The 14253-nt window shown below is 52.3% G+C and carries 11 protein-coding genes and 7 tRNA genes; 17 read left to right on the plus strand and 1 reads right to left on the minus strand.

Features of this window, described 5'->3' with window-relative positions; translation table 11 throughout:
• The first annotated feature begins 47 nt into the window (after nt 1–47).
• The 12 genes from nagB (at nt 48) to HBM92_RS17185 (ending at nt 7091) form a co-directional block, all read left to right on the plus strand.
• Nucleotides 48–848, plus strand: coding sequence for a glucosamine-6-phosphate deaminase (gene nagB, locus HBM92_RS17130; RefSeq protein WP_001237080.1), 801 nt, complete (start codon nt 48–50; stop codon nt 846–848).
• 59 nt (nt 849–907) lie between these two features.
• Nucleotides 908–2056, plus strand: a complete 1149-nt coding sequence (nagA, locus tag HBM92_RS17135; protein WP_000271154.1) for an N-acetylglucosamine-6-phosphate deacetylase — start codon at nt 908–910, stop codon at nt 2054–2056.
• 8 nt (nt 2057–2064) lie between these two features.
• The gene (gene nagC, locus HBM92_RS17140; protein ID WP_000187594.1) at nt 2065–3285 is read left to right on the plus strand and encodes a DNA-binding transcriptional regulator NagC; all 1221 of its coding nucleotides are present in this window, start codon (nt 2065–2067) and stop codon (nt 3283–3285) included.
• Nucleotides 3286–3332: 47 nt separating this feature from the next.
• The gene (gene nagD / locus HBM92_RS17145) at nt 3333–4085 is read left to right on the plus strand and encodes a ribonucleotide monophosphatase NagD (protein ID WP_000153129.1); all 753 of its coding nucleotides are present in this window, start codon (nt 3333–3335) and stop codon (nt 4083–4085) included.
• A 255-nt stretch (nt 4086–4340) separates the two neighbouring features.
• Complete coding sequence (gene asnB / locus HBM92_RS17150; RefSeq protein ID WP_000337076.1) at nt 4341–6005, plus strand: asparagine synthase B; 1665 nt, start codon at nt 4341–4343, stop codon at nt 6003–6005.
• Between the two features lie 380 nt (nt 6006–6385).
• Nucleotides 6386–6462: transfer RNA gene (locus HBM92_RS17155), tRNA-Met, on the plus strand.
• Between the two features lie 10 nt (nt 6463–6472).
• Nucleotides 6473–6557, plus strand: a tRNA-Leu gene (locus tag HBM92_RS17160).
• 23 nt (nt 6558–6580) lie between these two features.
• Nucleotides 6581–6655, plus strand: a tRNA-Gln gene (locus HBM92_RS17165).
• Between the two features lie 34 nt (nt 6656–6689).
• Nucleotides 6690–6764, plus strand: a tRNA-Gln gene (locus HBM92_RS17170).
• A 15-nt stretch (nt 6765–6779) separates the two neighbouring features.
• Nucleotides 6780–6856: transfer RNA gene (locus HBM92_RS17175), tRNA-Met, on the plus strand.
• 48 nt (nt 6857–6904) lie between these two features.
• Nucleotides 6905–6979 (plus strand) — tRNA-Gln (locus HBM92_RS17180).
• Between the two features lie 37 nt (nt 6980–7016).
• Nucleotides 7017–7091 (plus strand) — tRNA-Gln (locus HBM92_RS17185).
• 153 nt (nt 7092–7244) lie between these two features.
• Here the strand turns inward: HBM92_RS17185 and ubiF are convergent.
• Nucleotides 7245–8420, minus strand: coding sequence for a 3-demethoxyubiquinol 3-hydroxylase (gene ubiF, locus HBM92_RS17190; RefSeq protein WP_000184613.1), 1176 nt, complete (start codon nt 8418–8420; stop codon nt 7245–7247).
• A gap of 145 nt (nt 8421–8565) precedes the next feature.
• Between ubiF and miaB the strand changes: the two genes are divergently transcribed.
• The 5 genes from miaB to lnt all read left to right on the plus strand — a co-directional run bounded on the left by miaB (nt 8566) and on the right by lnt (nt 14178).
• Entirely contained in the window at nt 8566–9990 is a 1425-nt protein-coding gene (gene miaB / locus HBM92_RS17195; protein WP_000162740.1) for a tRNA (N6-isopentenyl adenosine(37)-C2)-methylthiotransferase MiaB, read from the plus strand.
• Between the two features lie 152 nt (nt 9991–10142).
• Nucleotides 10143–11183, plus strand: coding sequence for a PhoH family protein (locus HBM92_RS17200; protein WP_001018040.1), 1041 nt, complete (start codon nt 10143–10145; stop codon nt 11181–11183).
• On the plus strand, nt 11180–11647 hold the full coding sequence (gene ybeY / locus HBM92_RS17205; protein WP_000084467.1) for an rRNA maturation RNase YbeY: 468 nt from the start codon (nt 11180–11182) through the stop codon (nt 11645–11647). The genes HBM92_RS17200 and ybeY overlap by 4 nt, the downstream gene beginning before the upstream one ends.
• A gap of 89 nt (nt 11648–11736) precedes the next feature.
• A complete protein-coding gene (gene corC / locus HBM92_RS17210; RefSeq protein ID WP_001278605.1) occupies nt 11737–12615 on the plus strand; it encodes a CNNM family magnesium/cobalt transport protein CorC in 879 nt (292 codons plus the stop codon).
• 24 nt (nt 12616–12639) lie between these two features.
• A complete protein-coding gene (gene lnt / locus HBM92_RS17215) occupies nt 12640–14178 on the plus strand; it encodes an apolipoprotein N-acyltransferase (RefSeq protein ID WP_000853028.1) in 1539 nt (512 codons plus the stop codon).
• The last annotated feature ends 75 nt before the right edge of the window (nt 14179–14253 follow it).

Raw genomic sequence — 14253 nt, forward strand, 5'->3', positions numbered from 1 at the left:
GATGCCTAATCCGCCAACGGCTTACATTTTACTTATTGAGGTGAATAATGAGACTGATCCCCCTGACTACCGCTGAACAGGTCGGCAAATGGGCTGCTCGCCATATCGTCAATCGTATCAATGCGTTCAAACCGACTGCCGATCGTCCGTTTGTACTGGGCCTGCCGACTGGCGGCACGCCGATGACCACCTATAAAGCGTTAGTCGAAATGCATAAAGCAGGCCAGGTCAGCTTTAAGCACGTTGTCACCTTCAACATGGACGAATATGTCGGTCTGCCGAAAGAGCATCCGGAAAGCTACTACAGCTTTATGCACCGTAATTTCTTCGATCACGTTGATATTCCAGCAGAAAATATCAACCTTCTCAACGGCAACGCCCCGGATATCGAAGCCGAATGCCGCCAGTATGAAGAAAAAATCCGTTCTTACGGAAAAATTCATCTGTTTATGGGCGGTGTAGGTAACGACGGTCATATTGCATTTAACGAACCGGCGTCTTCTCTGGCTTCTCGTACTCGTATCAAAACCCTGACTCATGACACTCGCGTCGCGAACTCTCGTTTCTTTGATAACGATGTTAATCAGGTGCCAAAATATGCCCTGACTGTCGGTGTTGGTACATTGCTGGATGCCGAAGAAGTGATGATTCTGGTGCTGGGTAGTCAGAAAGCACTGGCACTGCAGGCCGCCGTTGAAGGTTGCGTGAACCACATGTGGACCATCAGTTGTCTGCAACTGCATCCAAAAGCGATCATGGTGTGCGATGAACCTTCCACCATGGAGCTGAAAGTTAAGACTTTAAGATATTTCAATGAATTAGAAGCAGAAAATATCAAGGGTCTGTAATTGTTATCCCTGCCCTGGCTCCTTGCTCAGGGCATTATTTTTTAAAATCGGGGGTCAGAATGTATGCATTAACCCAGGGCCGGATCTTTACCGGCCACGAATTTCTTGATGACCACGCGGTTGTTATCGCTGATGGCCTGATTAAAAGCGTCTGTCCGGTAGCGGAACTGCCGCCAGAGATCGAACAACGTTCACTGAACGGGGCCATTCTCTCCCCCGGTTTTATCGATGTGCAGTTAAACGGCTGCGGCGGCGTACAGTTTAACGACACCGCTGAAGCGGTCAGCGTGGAAACGCTGGAAATCATGCAGAAAGCCAATGAGAAATCAGGCTGTACTAACTATCTGCCGACGCTTATCACCACCAGCGATGAGCTGATGAAACAGGGCGTGCGCGTTATGCGCGAGTACCTGGCAAAACATCCGAACCAGGCGTTAGGTCTGCATCTGGAAGGTCCGTGGCTGAATCTGGTAAAAAAAGGCACCCATAATCCGAATTTTGTGCGTAAGCCTGATGCCGCGCTGGTCGATTTCCTGTGTGAGAACGCCGACGTGATTACCAAAGTGACTCTGGCACCGGAAATGGTTCCAGCGGAAGTCATCAGCAAACTGGCAAATGCCGGGATTGTGGTTTCTGCTGGTCACTCCAACGCGACGTTGAAAGAAGCGAAAGCCGGTTTCCGCGCGGGGATTACCTTTGCCACCCATCTGTACAACGCGATGCCGTATATTACCGGTCGTGAACCGGGCCTGGCGGGCGCGATCCTCGACGAAGCTGACATTTATTGCGGTATTATTGCTGATGGCCTGCATGTTGATTACGCCAACATTCGTAACGCTAAACGTCTGAAAGGCGACAAATTGTGTCTGGTTACCGATGCCACCGCGCCAGCAGGTGCCAACATTGAACAGTTCATTTTTGCGGGTAAAACAATATACTACCGTAACGGACTTTGTGTGGATGAGAACGGTACGTTAAGCGGTTCATCCTTAACCATGATTGAAGGCGTGCGTAATCTGGTCGAACATTGTGGTATCGCACTGGATGAAGTGCTGCGTATGGCGACGCTCTATCCGGCACGTGCGATTGGCGTAGAGAAACGTCTCGGCACGCTCGCCGCAGGTAAAGTAGCCAACCTGACTGCATTCACACCTGATTTTAAAATCACCAGGACCATCGTTAACGGTAACGAGGTCGTAACTCAATAAGAGAAAGTATGACACCAGGCGGACAAGCTCAGATAGGTAATGTTGATCTCGTAAAACAGCTTAACAGCGCGGCAGTTTATCGCCTGATTGACCAGTACGGGCCAATCTCGCGGATTCAGATTGCCGAGCAAAGTCAGCTTGCCCCCGCCAGCGTAACCAAAATTACGCGTCAGCTTATCGAACGCGGGCTGATCAAAGAAGTTGATCAGCAGGCCTCCACCGGGGGCCGCCGCGCTATCTCCATCGTCACCGAAACCCGCAATTTCCACGCAATCGGCGTACGGCTTGGTCGTCACGACGCCACCATCACCTTGTTTGATCTCAGCAGCAAAGTGCTGGCAGAAGAACATTACCCGCTCCCGGAACGTACCCAGCAGACGCTGGAACATGCCCTGCTGAATGCCATTGCTCAGTTTATTGATAGCTACCAGCGCAAGCTACGCGAGCTGATCGCGATTTCGGTGATCCTGCCAGGGCTTGTAGACCCGGACAGCGGCAAAATTCATTACATGCCGCATATTCAGGTAGAAAACTGGGGGCTGGTTGAAGCACTGGAAGAGCGTTTTAAAGTGACCTGTTTTGTCGGCCACGATATCCGCAGTCTGGCGCTGGCAGAGCACTACTTCGGTGCAAGTCAGGATTGCGAAGACTCCATTCTGGTGCGTGTCCATCGCGGAACCGGGGCCGGGATTATCTCTAACGGGCGAATTTTTATCGGGCGCAACGGCAACGTCGGTGAAATTGGCCATATTCAGGTCGAACCGCTGGGTGAACGCTGCCACTGCGGCAACTTTGGCTGCCTGGAAACTATCGCCGCCAATGCTGCCATTGAACAACGGGTGTTGAATCTGTTAAAGCAGGGCTACCAGAGCCGTGTGCCTCTGGACGACTGCACCATCAAAACTATCTGCAAAGCCGCGAACAAAGGCGATAGCCTGGCCTCGGAAGTGATTGAATATGTCGGTCGTCATCTGGGTAAAACCATCGCCATTGCTATCAACTTATTTAATCCGCAAAAAATTGTTATTGCTGGAGAAATCACCGAAGCCGATAAAGTGCTGCTCCCTGCTATTGAAAGCTGCATTAATACCCAGGCGCTGAAGGCGTTTCGTACTAATCTACCGGTGGTACGTTCTGAGTTGGATCACCGCTCGGCAATCGGCGCTTTTGCGCTGGTAAAACGCGCCATGCTCAACGGTATTTTGCTCCAGCATTTGCTGGAAAATTAATGTGCTTTTATAGTGGCGCTTATTGTTGTCAATATTCTGGGTAGTCCATGACCATTAAAAATGTAATTTGCGATATCGACGGCGTGCTGATGCACGATAACGTCGCCGTACCGGGTGCAGCGGAATTTTTGCACGGGATTATGGATAAAGGCCTGCCGCTGGTGTTGCTGACCAACTATCCTTCGCAGACCGGGCAAGATCTGGCGAATCGCTTTGCCACTGCCGGTGTCGATGTACCGGATAGCGTGTTTTATACCTCCGCGATGGCGACCGCCGATTTCCTGCGTCGCCAGGAAGGCAAGAAAGCGTATGTGGTGGGCGAAGGCGCACTGATTCATGAACTGTACAAAGCCGGTTTCACTATTACCGATGTGAACCCTGATTTTGTGATTGTTGGCGAAACGCGTTCCTACAACTGGGACATGATGCATAAAGCAGCCTATTTCGTCGCTAACGGTGCACGCTTTATCGCCACCAACCCGGATACCCACGGGCGCGGTTTTTATCCGGCCTGTGGCGCGCTGTGTGCGGGGATCGAGAAAATCTCCGGACGTAAACCGTTCTATGTTGGTAAGCCGAGTCCGTGGATAATCCGCGCGGCATTAAACAAAATGCAGGCGCATTCGGAAGAAACGGTGATTGTCGGCGATAACTTGCGTACCGATATTCTGGCGGGCTTCCAGGCCGGTCTGGAGACGATTCTGGTGCTTTCTGGTGTTTCGTCACTCGACGATATCGACAGTATGCCGTTCCGCCCAAGTTGGATTTACCCATCGGTCGCTGAAATCGACGTTATCTGAATAGCAACCACGCCTCAGGGCGTGGTTTCTTATTTTTACCCATCATTAAAATCACCCCATTCAATAAAACCCGTCAAAAATTATCGATCCATCAATAAATATACCCAAAAGCCCTCCCCTTTTTCATCAATCAGCAATCGCCATTACGTTTTTTATTTTTCCACTGCCAAATCGCTTGCGCACCGTGCTGCTTTGCGGCATTTTTTTAACAAGCAAACACAACACGCAGTAAACACCAGGTTAACGGAGAAGGTTATGTGTTCTATTTTTGGCGTATTCGATATCAAAACAGACGCAGTTGAGCTGCGTAAGAAAGCACTCGAGCTGTCACGCCTGATGCGTCATCGTGGCCCGGACTGGTCCGGTATTTATGCCAGCGATAACGCCATTCTCGCCCACGAACGTCTGTCAATTGTTGACGTTAACGCGGGGGCGCAACCTCTCTACAACCAACAAAAAACTCATGTGCTGGCAGTAAACGGTGAAATCTACAACCACCAGGCATTGCGCGCTGAATATGGCGATCGTTACCAGTTCCAGACCGGGTCTGACTGTGAAGTGATCCTCGCGCTGTATCAGGAAAAAGGGCCGGAATTTCTCGACGACTTGCAGGGCATGTTTGCCTTTGCCCTGTACGACAGCGAAAAAGATGCATATCTGATTGGTCGCGACCATCTGGGGATCATCCCACTGTATATGGGCTATGACGAACACGGTCAGCTGTATGTGGCCTCAGAAATGAAAGCCCTCGTGCCAGTTTGCCGCACGATTAAAGAGTTTCCGGCGGGGAGCTATTTGTGGAGTCAGGACGGCGAAATCCGTTCTTATTATCATCGCGACTGGTTCGACTACGATGCGGTGAAAGATAACGTGACCGACAAAAACGAGCTGCGTCAGGCACTGGAAGATTCCGTTAAAAGCCATCTGATGTCTGATGTGCCTTACGGTGTGCTGCTTTCTGGTGGTCTGGATTCCTCAATTATTTCCGCTATCACCAAGAAATACGCCGCCCGTCGCGTGGAAGATCAGGAACGCTCTGAAGCCTGGTGGCCGCAGTTGCACTCCTTTGCTGTAGGTCTGCCGGGCTCACCGGATCTGAAAGCAGCCCAGGAAGTGGCAAACCATCTGGGCACGGTGCATCACGAAATTCACTTCACTGTACAGGAAGGTCTGGATGCCATCCGCGACGTGATTTACCACATCGAAACTTATGATGTGACCACTATTCGCGCTTCAACACCGATGTATTTAATGTCGCGTAAGATCAAGGCGATGGGCATTAAAATGGTGCTGTCCGGTGAAGGTTCTGACGAAGTGTTTGGCGGTTATCTATACTTCCACAAAGCGCCGAACGCTAAAGAGTTGCATGAAGAGACGGTGCGTAAACTGCTGGCCCTGCATATGTATGACTGCGCGCGTGCCAACAAAGCGATGTCAGCCTGGGGCGTGGAAGCACGCGTTCCGTTCCTCGACAAAAAATTCCTTGATGTGGCGATGCGCATTAACCCACAGGATAAAATGTGCGGTAACGGCAAAATGGAAAAACACATCCTGCGTGAATGTTTTGAAGCGTATCTGCCTGCAAGCGTGGCCTGGCGGCAAAAAGAGCAGTTCTCCGATGGCGTCGGTTACAGTTGGATCGACACCCTGAAAGAAGTGGCAGCGCAGCAGGTTTCTGATCAACAGCTGGAAACTGCCCGCTTCCGCTTCCCGTTCAACACGCCGACCTCAAAAGAAGCGTATCTGTACCGGGAGATCTTTGAAGAATTGTTCCCGCTTCCGAGCGCCGCTGAGTGCGTGCCGGGCGGTCCTTCCGTCGCTTGTTCTTCCGCTAAAGCGATTGAGTGGGATGAAGCGTTCAAGAAAATGGACGATCCGTCTGGTCGCGCGGTTGGCGTTCACCAGTCGGCATATAAATAAGACGTGTAATATTGCCCCGGAGAAATCCGGGGCAATTTCAGTTACTGGGGCGCTTGTTGATTCTGATATGCAGTAAGGAAATGTTCCGGGTTTGCCACATCGATGTTTGACAACTCATTACTGTAGGCCAGTATTTCATAGATTAATTTCCCACCACTATTGTTGAATTCCGAATTTCATCCTGTATGACAAAAGAATGGCTGTAGGGTGGGGAAAAAACACAAAGTAAACAATAATTGACGAATATAGCGCCATGCTGTTCGCAACCTAACCAAACAGTCACTTTCGAGCAATTTTCCTTGAAAAAGAGGTTGACGCTGCAAGGCTCTATACGCATAATGCGCCCCGCAACGCCGATAAGGTATCGCGAAAAAAAAGATGGCTACGTAGCTCAGTTGGTTAGAGCACATCACTCATAATGATGGGGTCACAGGTTCGAATCCCGTCGTAGCCACCATCTTTTTTTTGCGGGAGTGGCGAAATTGGTAGACGCACCAGATTTAGGTTCTGGCGCCGCAAGGTGTGCGAGTTCAAGTCTCGCCTCCCGCACCATTCACCAGAAAGCGTTGTACGGATGGGGTATCGCCAAGCGGTAAGGCACCGGTTTTTGATACCGGCATTCCCTGGTTCGAATCCAGGTACCCCAGCCATATTCTTCGAATAAGCGGTTCACCGCCCGGTTATTGGGGTATCGCCAAGCGGTAAGGCACCGGTTTTTGATACCGGCATTCCCTGGTTCGAATCCAGGTACCCCAGCCATCGAAGAAACAATCTGGCTACGTAGCTCAGTTGGTTAGAGCACATCACTCATAATGATGGGGTCACAGGTTCGAATCCCGTCGTAGCCACCAAATTCTGAATGTGTCGAATATGTTCGGCAAATTCAAAAACCAATTTGTTGGGGTATCGCCAAGCGGTAAGGCACCGGATTCTGATTCCGGCATTCCGAGGTTCGAATCCTCGTACCCCAGCCAATTTATTCAAGACGCTTACCTTGTAAGTGCACCCAGTTGGGGTATCGCCAAGCGGTAAGGCACCGGATTCTGATTCCGGCATTCCGAGGTTCGAATCCTCGTACCCCAGCCACATTAAAAAAGCTCGCTTCGGCGAGCTTTTTGCTTTTCTGCGTATATTCAATGCCGAATGCGATGTTGACTCGTCTTATCCTTCAAAGTCGGATGCGACGCTGCCGCGTCTTATCCGACCTACGGTTGGCATGCATCCAGCAATGTTGTGAGGCTACAACCCTAACGCATATTTCAGCGCCTGACGTTTCAACACGCCAGCACGCTCCGCCGCCATCAAACCAAGATTACGCACAAAACGCAGCGGTGGCAGATTATTGCTGAATCCGGCATAAAACAGATCCATACCACTTTGCATCATGAAGTTATCCGCCATACGCCGCATCTGGTAACGCTTGAGCACAGGATAACTGGCCCACGCTTCGCCGTAGCTGCGGGCGTTCACCAGAACGTCAATCAGGGCATCGACATCACGATAACCAAGATTCACCCCCTGCCCCGCCAGCGGATGGATGGTATGCGCGGCATCGCCCACCAGCGCAAGCCCCGGCTGCACATACTGCAACGCATGGCGACGTATCAGCGGAAACGCGCCAGCGGCAAGCGGTATTACATACCCAAGACGCGACGGGAAATGCTTCACGATTTCCGCCTGTAGCTGCGCCATATTCATATTCTGCAACTGGCGAATGCGCGCCGGAGAGTCATACCACACCAGCGATGCCCAGTTATCAAACAACGGCAGAAACGCACGCGGTCCGTCCGGGGTAAATTGCTGCCAGGTGCTGTCGCCGGGATCGTTCTCACACTGTACGCTAATTAACATACACGACTGCGCATACTGCCAGGCATGAACGCCAATTCCCGCCATCTGTCGCACCTGCGAATTTGCGCCGTCGGCACCAATCACCAGCTTCGCGAGGATCGTTTCACCGCCCTTCAGTTCCAGCTCCTGAAGATCATTATGGCGATGCAGTGCAATCAGCGAGCCTGGCACACGTAACGTTACTTTCGGATGCGCTTCCAGCGCCTGCCACAACGCCTGTTGCAGGACAGTGTTTTCCACCATGTAGCCAAGCAACGGTAGCTTAAGTTCAGCGGCGTCAAACACGACATGCGCCGTTTCCCACTCCCACGTTTCCAGTCTGCGGTAAGGATGGCAACGCATAGCCTGTACTGCATCCCAGGCCCCTACCCCTTTAAGCAATGATACCGAAGCCGCGCTGATCGCCGAGATCCGCACGTCCGGCTGGCTGTCCGCAACAAACGGCGCAGGCTGGGCATGTTCAATAACCGTTACCGTAAACCCGTGCTGTGCCAGTCCCAGCGCCAGTGCGCCGCCGACCATTCCTCCGCCGACAATGGCAATTTCCGTTGGTTGATTTGTCATGGTCAATAATCCTGTTAGCAATATGCTTTAAGTTTACAGGATTTTTACCCCCAAGGGCTGATAACGCTCATACTGGTCACAACGGCAGCAAAGCATTACACTATGCGCCCTGCATTCCTGGCTACTATTTCGCAAGAGCAAGTCGATGACCAAAAAACTCCATATTAAAACCTGGGGCTGTCAGATGAACGAGTACGATTCATCGAAGATGGCCGATCTGCTGGATGCCACCCACGGCTATCAACTGACCGACGTGGCGGAAGAAGCGGATGTGCTGCTGCTGAACACCTGCTCAATCCGCGAGAAGGCTCAGGAAAAAGTCTTCCATCAGTTGGGTCGCTGGAAACTGTTAAAAGAGAAGAATCCAGACCTGATTATCGGCGTCGGCGGCTGCGTGGCATCGCAAGAAGGCGAGCACATTCGCCAGCGCGCCCACTATGTCGATATTATTTTTGGGCCGCAAACGCTGCACCGCCTGCCGGAGATGATCAACTCCGTGCGCGGCGACCGCAGCCCGGTTGTAGATATCAGCTTCCCGGAAATCGAGAAGTTTGACCGTCTGCCGGAACCGCGCGCCGAAGGGCCGACCGCGTTTGTCTCCATCATGGAAGGCTGCAATAAATATTGCACCTACTGCGTAGTGCCTTACACCCGTGGTGAAGAGGTAAGCCGTCCGTCCGACGATATTCTGTTTGAGATTGCCCAGCTTGCGGCTCAGGGCGTGCGTGAAGTTAACCTGCTCGGCCAGAACGTGAACGCCTGGCGCGGTGAGAACTACGACGGCACCACCGGATCGTTTGCCGATCTGCTGCGTCTGGTTGCGGCGATCGACGGGATCGATCGTATTCGCTTTACCACCAGCCATCCGATCGAATTCACCGACGATATCATCGAAGTGTACCGCGACACGCCGGAGCTGGTGAGCTTCCTGCATCTGCCGGTACAGAGCGGTTCCGATCGCATTCTGAACCTGATGGGACGTACCCATACGGCGCTGGAGTACAAAGCGATCATCCGTAAACTGCGTGCGGCGCGCCCGGATATTCAGATCAGCTCTGACTTCATCGTCGGCTTCCCTGGCGAAACCACCGAAGACTTCGAGAAAACGATGAAGCTGATTGCCGACGTCAATTTCGACATGAGCTACAGCTTTATCTTCTCTGCACGTCCGGGTACACCAGCCGCCGATATGGTTGATGATGTTCCGGAAGAAGAGAAGAAGCAGCGTCTGTATATTCTGCAAGAGCGCATTAATCAGCAAGCGATGGCATGGAGCCGCCGGATGCTCGGCACCACCCAGCGCATTCTGGTAGAAGGGACTTCACGTAAGAGCATCATGGAGCTTTCCGGTCGCACTGAAAATAACCGCGTGGTTAACTTCGAGGGCACACCGGATATGATCGGTAAATTCGTCGATGTAGAAATTACCGACGTCTACCCGAACTCTCTGCGCGGTAAAGTGGTGCGAACTGAAGATGAAATGGGTCTGCGCGTGGCAGAAACACCGGAATCGGTGATTGCCCGTACCCGCAAAGAAAACGACCTTGGCGTGGGTTATTATCAGCCGTAATTCTCAGGCCCGCCGTTCCGGTGGGCCTTGTTTTTTCTCTCTTTATCCCCATCTTTATCGCAATGCTTGCGCCTTTTTCCTGTGGCGTGAATAATTTCCTTATAGGCCGGTGAATGTTCAGCTTCCGGCGGCATACAGATAAGAGGAACGGTTTGAACATAGACACTCGCGAAATCACCCTGGAGCCAGCAGACAATGCGCGTCTGTTGAGCCTGTGCGGCCCGTTTGATGACAACATCAAGCAGCTCGAACGCCGTCTCGGCATCGAGATCAATCGCCGCGATAACCACTTTAAACTGACCGGCCGTCCGATTTGCGTCACCGCTGCGGCAGACATTCTGCGTAGCCTGTATGTCGATACTGCCCCGATGCGTGGTCAGATTCAGGATATCGAACCGGAACAGATCCACCTTGCGATTAAAGAAGCGCGGGTACTGGAGCAAAGCGCGGAGAGCGTGCCGGAGTACGGCAAAGCGGTCAATATCAAGACCAAACGCGGCGTAATTAAGCCGCGCACGCCAAACCAGGCGCAGTACATCGCCAATATTCTCGACCATGACATTACCTTCGGCGTTGGCCCGGCGGGTACGGGTAAAACCTACCTGGCAGTGGCTGCGGCAGTTGATGCCCTGGAGCGTCAGGAAATTCGCCGTATTCTGCTGACTCGTCCGGCGGTCGAAGCCGGTGAGAAACTGGGCTTCCTGCCTGGCGATTTAAGCCAGAAAGTAGACCCGTATCTGCGCCCGCTGTACGACGCGCTGTTTGAAATGCTGGGCTTTGAGAAAGTCGAGAAACTGATTGAGCGCAACGTTATTGAAGTCGCACCGCTGGCCTATATGCGTGGTCGTACGCTGAACGACGCGTTTATCATTCTTGATGAAAGCCAGAACACCACCATCGAACAGATGAAGATGTTCCTGACCCGTATCGGTTTTAACTCAAAAGCGGTTATCACCGGCGACGTCACACAGATCGACCTGCCGCGTAATACCAAGTCTGGTTTGCGTCATGCCATCGAAGTGCTGGCTGATGTCGAAGAGATCAGCTTTAACTTCTTCCACAGCGAAGACGTGGTTCGTCACCCGGTGGTGGCGCGTATCGTTAACGCCTATGAAGCCTGGGAAGAAGCCGAACAAAAACGTAAAGCGGCGCTGGCAGCAGAACGCAAGCGCGAAGAACAGGAACAAAAATGAGTCAGGTGATCCTCGATTTACAACTGGCATGTGAAGATAATTCCGGGTTACCGGAAGAGAGCCAGTTTCAGACATGGCTGAATGCGGTGATCCCGCAGTTTCAGGAAGAATCGGAAGTGACTATTCGCGTGGTCGATACCGCCGAAAGCCACAGTCTGAATCTGACCTATCGCGGTAAGGATAAGCCGACCAACGTGCTCTCCTTCCCGTTTGAAGTACCGCCTGGCATGGAAATGTCGCTACTGGGCGATCTGGTTATCTGCCGTCAGGTGGTTGAGAAGGAAGCTCAGGAGCAAGGCAAACCACTGGAGGCGCACTGGGCGCATATGGTGGTGCACGGCAGTCTGCATTTGTTAGGTTACGATCACATCGAAGATGACGAAGCAGAAGAAATGGAAGCCATCGAAACAGAGATTATGCTTGCTCTGGGCTATGAGGATCCGTACATTGCCGAGAAAGAATAATTTGCCAGGCATTTGACTGGCAGACGTCCCCGCCGTTGGTGATTAACGACGGCGTTTTGATTAACTAACATGAGAACCCATACGACGCCATGAGCGACGACAATTCACACAGTAGTGACACGATAAGCAACAAGAAGGGATTTTTCTCCCTGTTACTCAGCCAACTTTTCCACGGTGAACCGAAAAACCGTGACGAACTGCTGGCGCTGATCCGTGATTCCGGGCAGAACGACCTTATCGACGAAGATACGCGCGATATGCTCGAAGGGGTGATGGACATCGCAGACCAACGCGTTCGCGACATCATGATCCCCCGCTCCCAGATGATTACCCTGAAACGCAACCAGACGCTGGACGAATGCCTTGATGTCATCATTGAGTCCGCCCACTCACGTTTCCCGGTGATTAGCGAAGACAAAGATCACATTGAAGGGATTCTGATGGCGAAAGACTTGCTGCCGTTTATGCGCAGCGATGCTGAAGCCTTCAGCATGGACAAAGTGTTACGTCAGGCGGTTGTCGTTCCTGAAAGTAAGCGCGTAGACCGGATGCTGAAAGAGTTTCGCTCTCAGCGTTACCACATGGCGATCGTCATTGACGAATTCGGTGGGGTTTCCGGTCTGGTGACCATTGAAGACATCCTGGAACTGATTGTTGGTGAGATTGAAGACGAGTATGACGAAGAAGATGATATCGACTTCCGTCAGCTGAGTCGTCATACCTGGACCGTGCGCGCACTGGCTTCTATTGAAGACTTCAACGAAGCGTTCGGCACCCACTTTAGCGATGAAGAGGTTGACACTATCGGTGGTCTGGTGATGCAGGCATTTGGGCATCTTCCGGCGCGTGGCGAAACCATCGACATCGACGGTTACCAGTTCAAAGTGGCGATGGCCGACAGTCGGCGTATTATTCAGGTTCATGTCAAAATCCCGGATGACTCACCCCAGCCGAAGCTGGATGAATAAAACCGAAACTGGATAGATAACTACATGGCTTTTGCCTCATTAATTGAACGCCAGCGCATTCGCCTGCTGCTGGCGTTATTATTCGGTGCCTGCGGAACGCTGGCCTTCTCTCCTTACGACGTCTGGCCTGCGGCGATTATTTCGCTGATGGGGCTTCAGGCGTTGACCTTTAACCGCCGTCCACTCCAGTCTGCCGCTATTGGCTTTTGCTGGGGATTTGGCCTCTTTGGCAGCGGTATTAACTGGGTCTATGTCAGCATCGCGACCTTTGGCGGAATGCCTGGCCCGGTTAACATCTTCCTGGTGGTACTGCTGGCGGCGTATTTGTCGCTGTATACCGGACTGTTTGCTGGCGTGCTGTCGCGTCTGTGGCCGAAAACCACCTGGCTGCGCGTGGCGATTGCCGCCCCTGCTCTCTGGCAAGTGACCGAGTTTCTGCGCGGTTGGGTACTAACAGGCTTCCCGTGGTTACAGTTCGGCTATAGCCAGATTGATGGCCCGTTAAAAGGGCTGGCACCGATAATGGGCGTGGAAGCCATTAACTTCCTGCTGATGATGGTTAGCGGCCTGCTGGCACTGGCGTTGGTCAAACGCAACTGGCGTCCGCTGGTGGTGGCCGTCGTGCTGTTTGCCCTTCCCTTCCCGCTGCGTTACATCCAGTGGTTTACCCCGCAACCGGAAAAAACTATTCAGGTTTCGATGGTTCAGGGCGATATTCCGCAATCGCTGAAATGGGACGGAGACCAGCTACTTAATACGCTGAAGATTTACTACAACGCAACGGCACCGCTGATGGGCAAATCATCGTTGATTATCTGGCCGGAGTCGGCGATAACCGATCTGGAAATTAATCAGCAACCGTTCCTCAAAGCTCTGGACGGTGAGTTGCGCGATAAAGGTAGCTCGCTGGTCACCGGGATTGTCGACGCGCGTCTCAATAAACAGAACCGCTACGATACCTACAACACCATCATCACACTGGGTAAAGGCGCACCGTACAGCTATGAATCAGCCGATCGCTATAACAAAAACCATCTGGTGCCGTTTGGCGAGTTTGTCCCACTGGAGTCGATACTGCGTCCGTTAGCACCGTTCTTTGATTTGCCGATGTCTTCATTCAGCCGCGGACCATATATTCAGCCACCGCTGTCGTTGAATGGCATTCAACTTACTGCGGCCATTTGCTACGAAATCATTCTCGGCGAGCAAGTGCGCGATAACTTCCGCCCGGATACCGACTATCTGCTGACTATCTCCAACGATGCGTGGTTTGGTAAGTCTATTGGTCCATGGCAGCACTTCCAGATGGCGCGAATGCGTGCGCTGGAGCTGGCGCGCCCACTGTTGCGCAGCACCAACAACGGCATTACGGCGGTGATTGGCCCGCAGGGTGAGATTCAGGCGATGATCCCGCAGTTCACCCGCGAGGTGTTGACCACTAACGTGACACCAACCACCGGACTCACACCGTACGCACGAACCGGCAACTGGCCGCTGTGGGTGCTGACGGCGCTGTTTGGTTTTGCCGCTGTACTGATGAGTCTGCGAGCACGTAAACATTAATGTGCCTGATGTATCCGGCATGAACAAAACATACTTTCTCATTGAGTTGTGGGGCATGATTATCATGCCCTTTTT

Source organism: Escherichia sp. E.sYA108, assembly GCF_011754335.1.
Lineage (GTDB): Bacteria > Pseudomonadota > Gammaproteobacteria > Enterobacterales > Enterobacteriaceae > Escherichia > Escherichia coli.

What these genes read in the sequence shown, in the direction of transcription:
- nagB (WP_001237080.1), top strand. Translation starts at nt 48, where the DNA reads ATGAGACTGATCCCCCTGACTACCGCTGAACAGGTCGGCAAATGGGCT.
- nagA (WP_000271154.1), top strand. Translation starts at nt 908, where the DNA reads ATGTATGCATTAACCCAGGGCCGGATCTTTACCGGCCACGAATTTCTT.
- nagC (WP_000187594.1), top strand. Translation starts at nt 2,065, where the DNA reads ATGACACCAGGCGGACAAGCTCAGATAGGTAATGTTGATCTCGTAAAA.
- lnt (WP_000853028.1), top strand. Translation starts at nt 12,640, where the DNA reads ATGGCTTTTGCCTCATTAATTGAACGCCAGCGCATTCGCCTGCTGCTG.
- corC (WP_001278605.1), top strand. Translation starts at nt 11,737, where the DNA reads ATGAGCGACGACAATTCACACAGTAGTGACACGATAAGCAACAAGAAG.
- ybeY (WP_000084467.1), top strand. Translation starts at nt 11,180, where the DNA reads ATGAGTCAGGTGATCCTCGATTTACAACTGGCATGTGAAGATAATTCC.
- nagD (WP_000153129.1), top strand. Translation starts at nt 3,333, where the DNA reads ATGACCATTAAAAATGTAATTTGCGATATCGACGGCGTGCTGATGCAC.
- miaB (WP_000162740.1), top strand. Translation starts at nt 8,566, where the DNA reads ATGACCAAAAAACTCCATATTAAAACCTGGGGCTGTCAGATGAACGAG.
- asnB (WP_000337076.1), top strand. Translation starts at nt 4,341, where the DNA reads ATGTGTTCTATTTTTGGCGTATTCGATATCAAAACAGACGCAGTTGAG.
- ubiF (WP_000184613.1), bottom strand. Translation starts at nt 8,420, where the DNA reads ATGACAAATCAACCAACGGAAATTGCCATTGTCGGCGGAGGAATGGTC.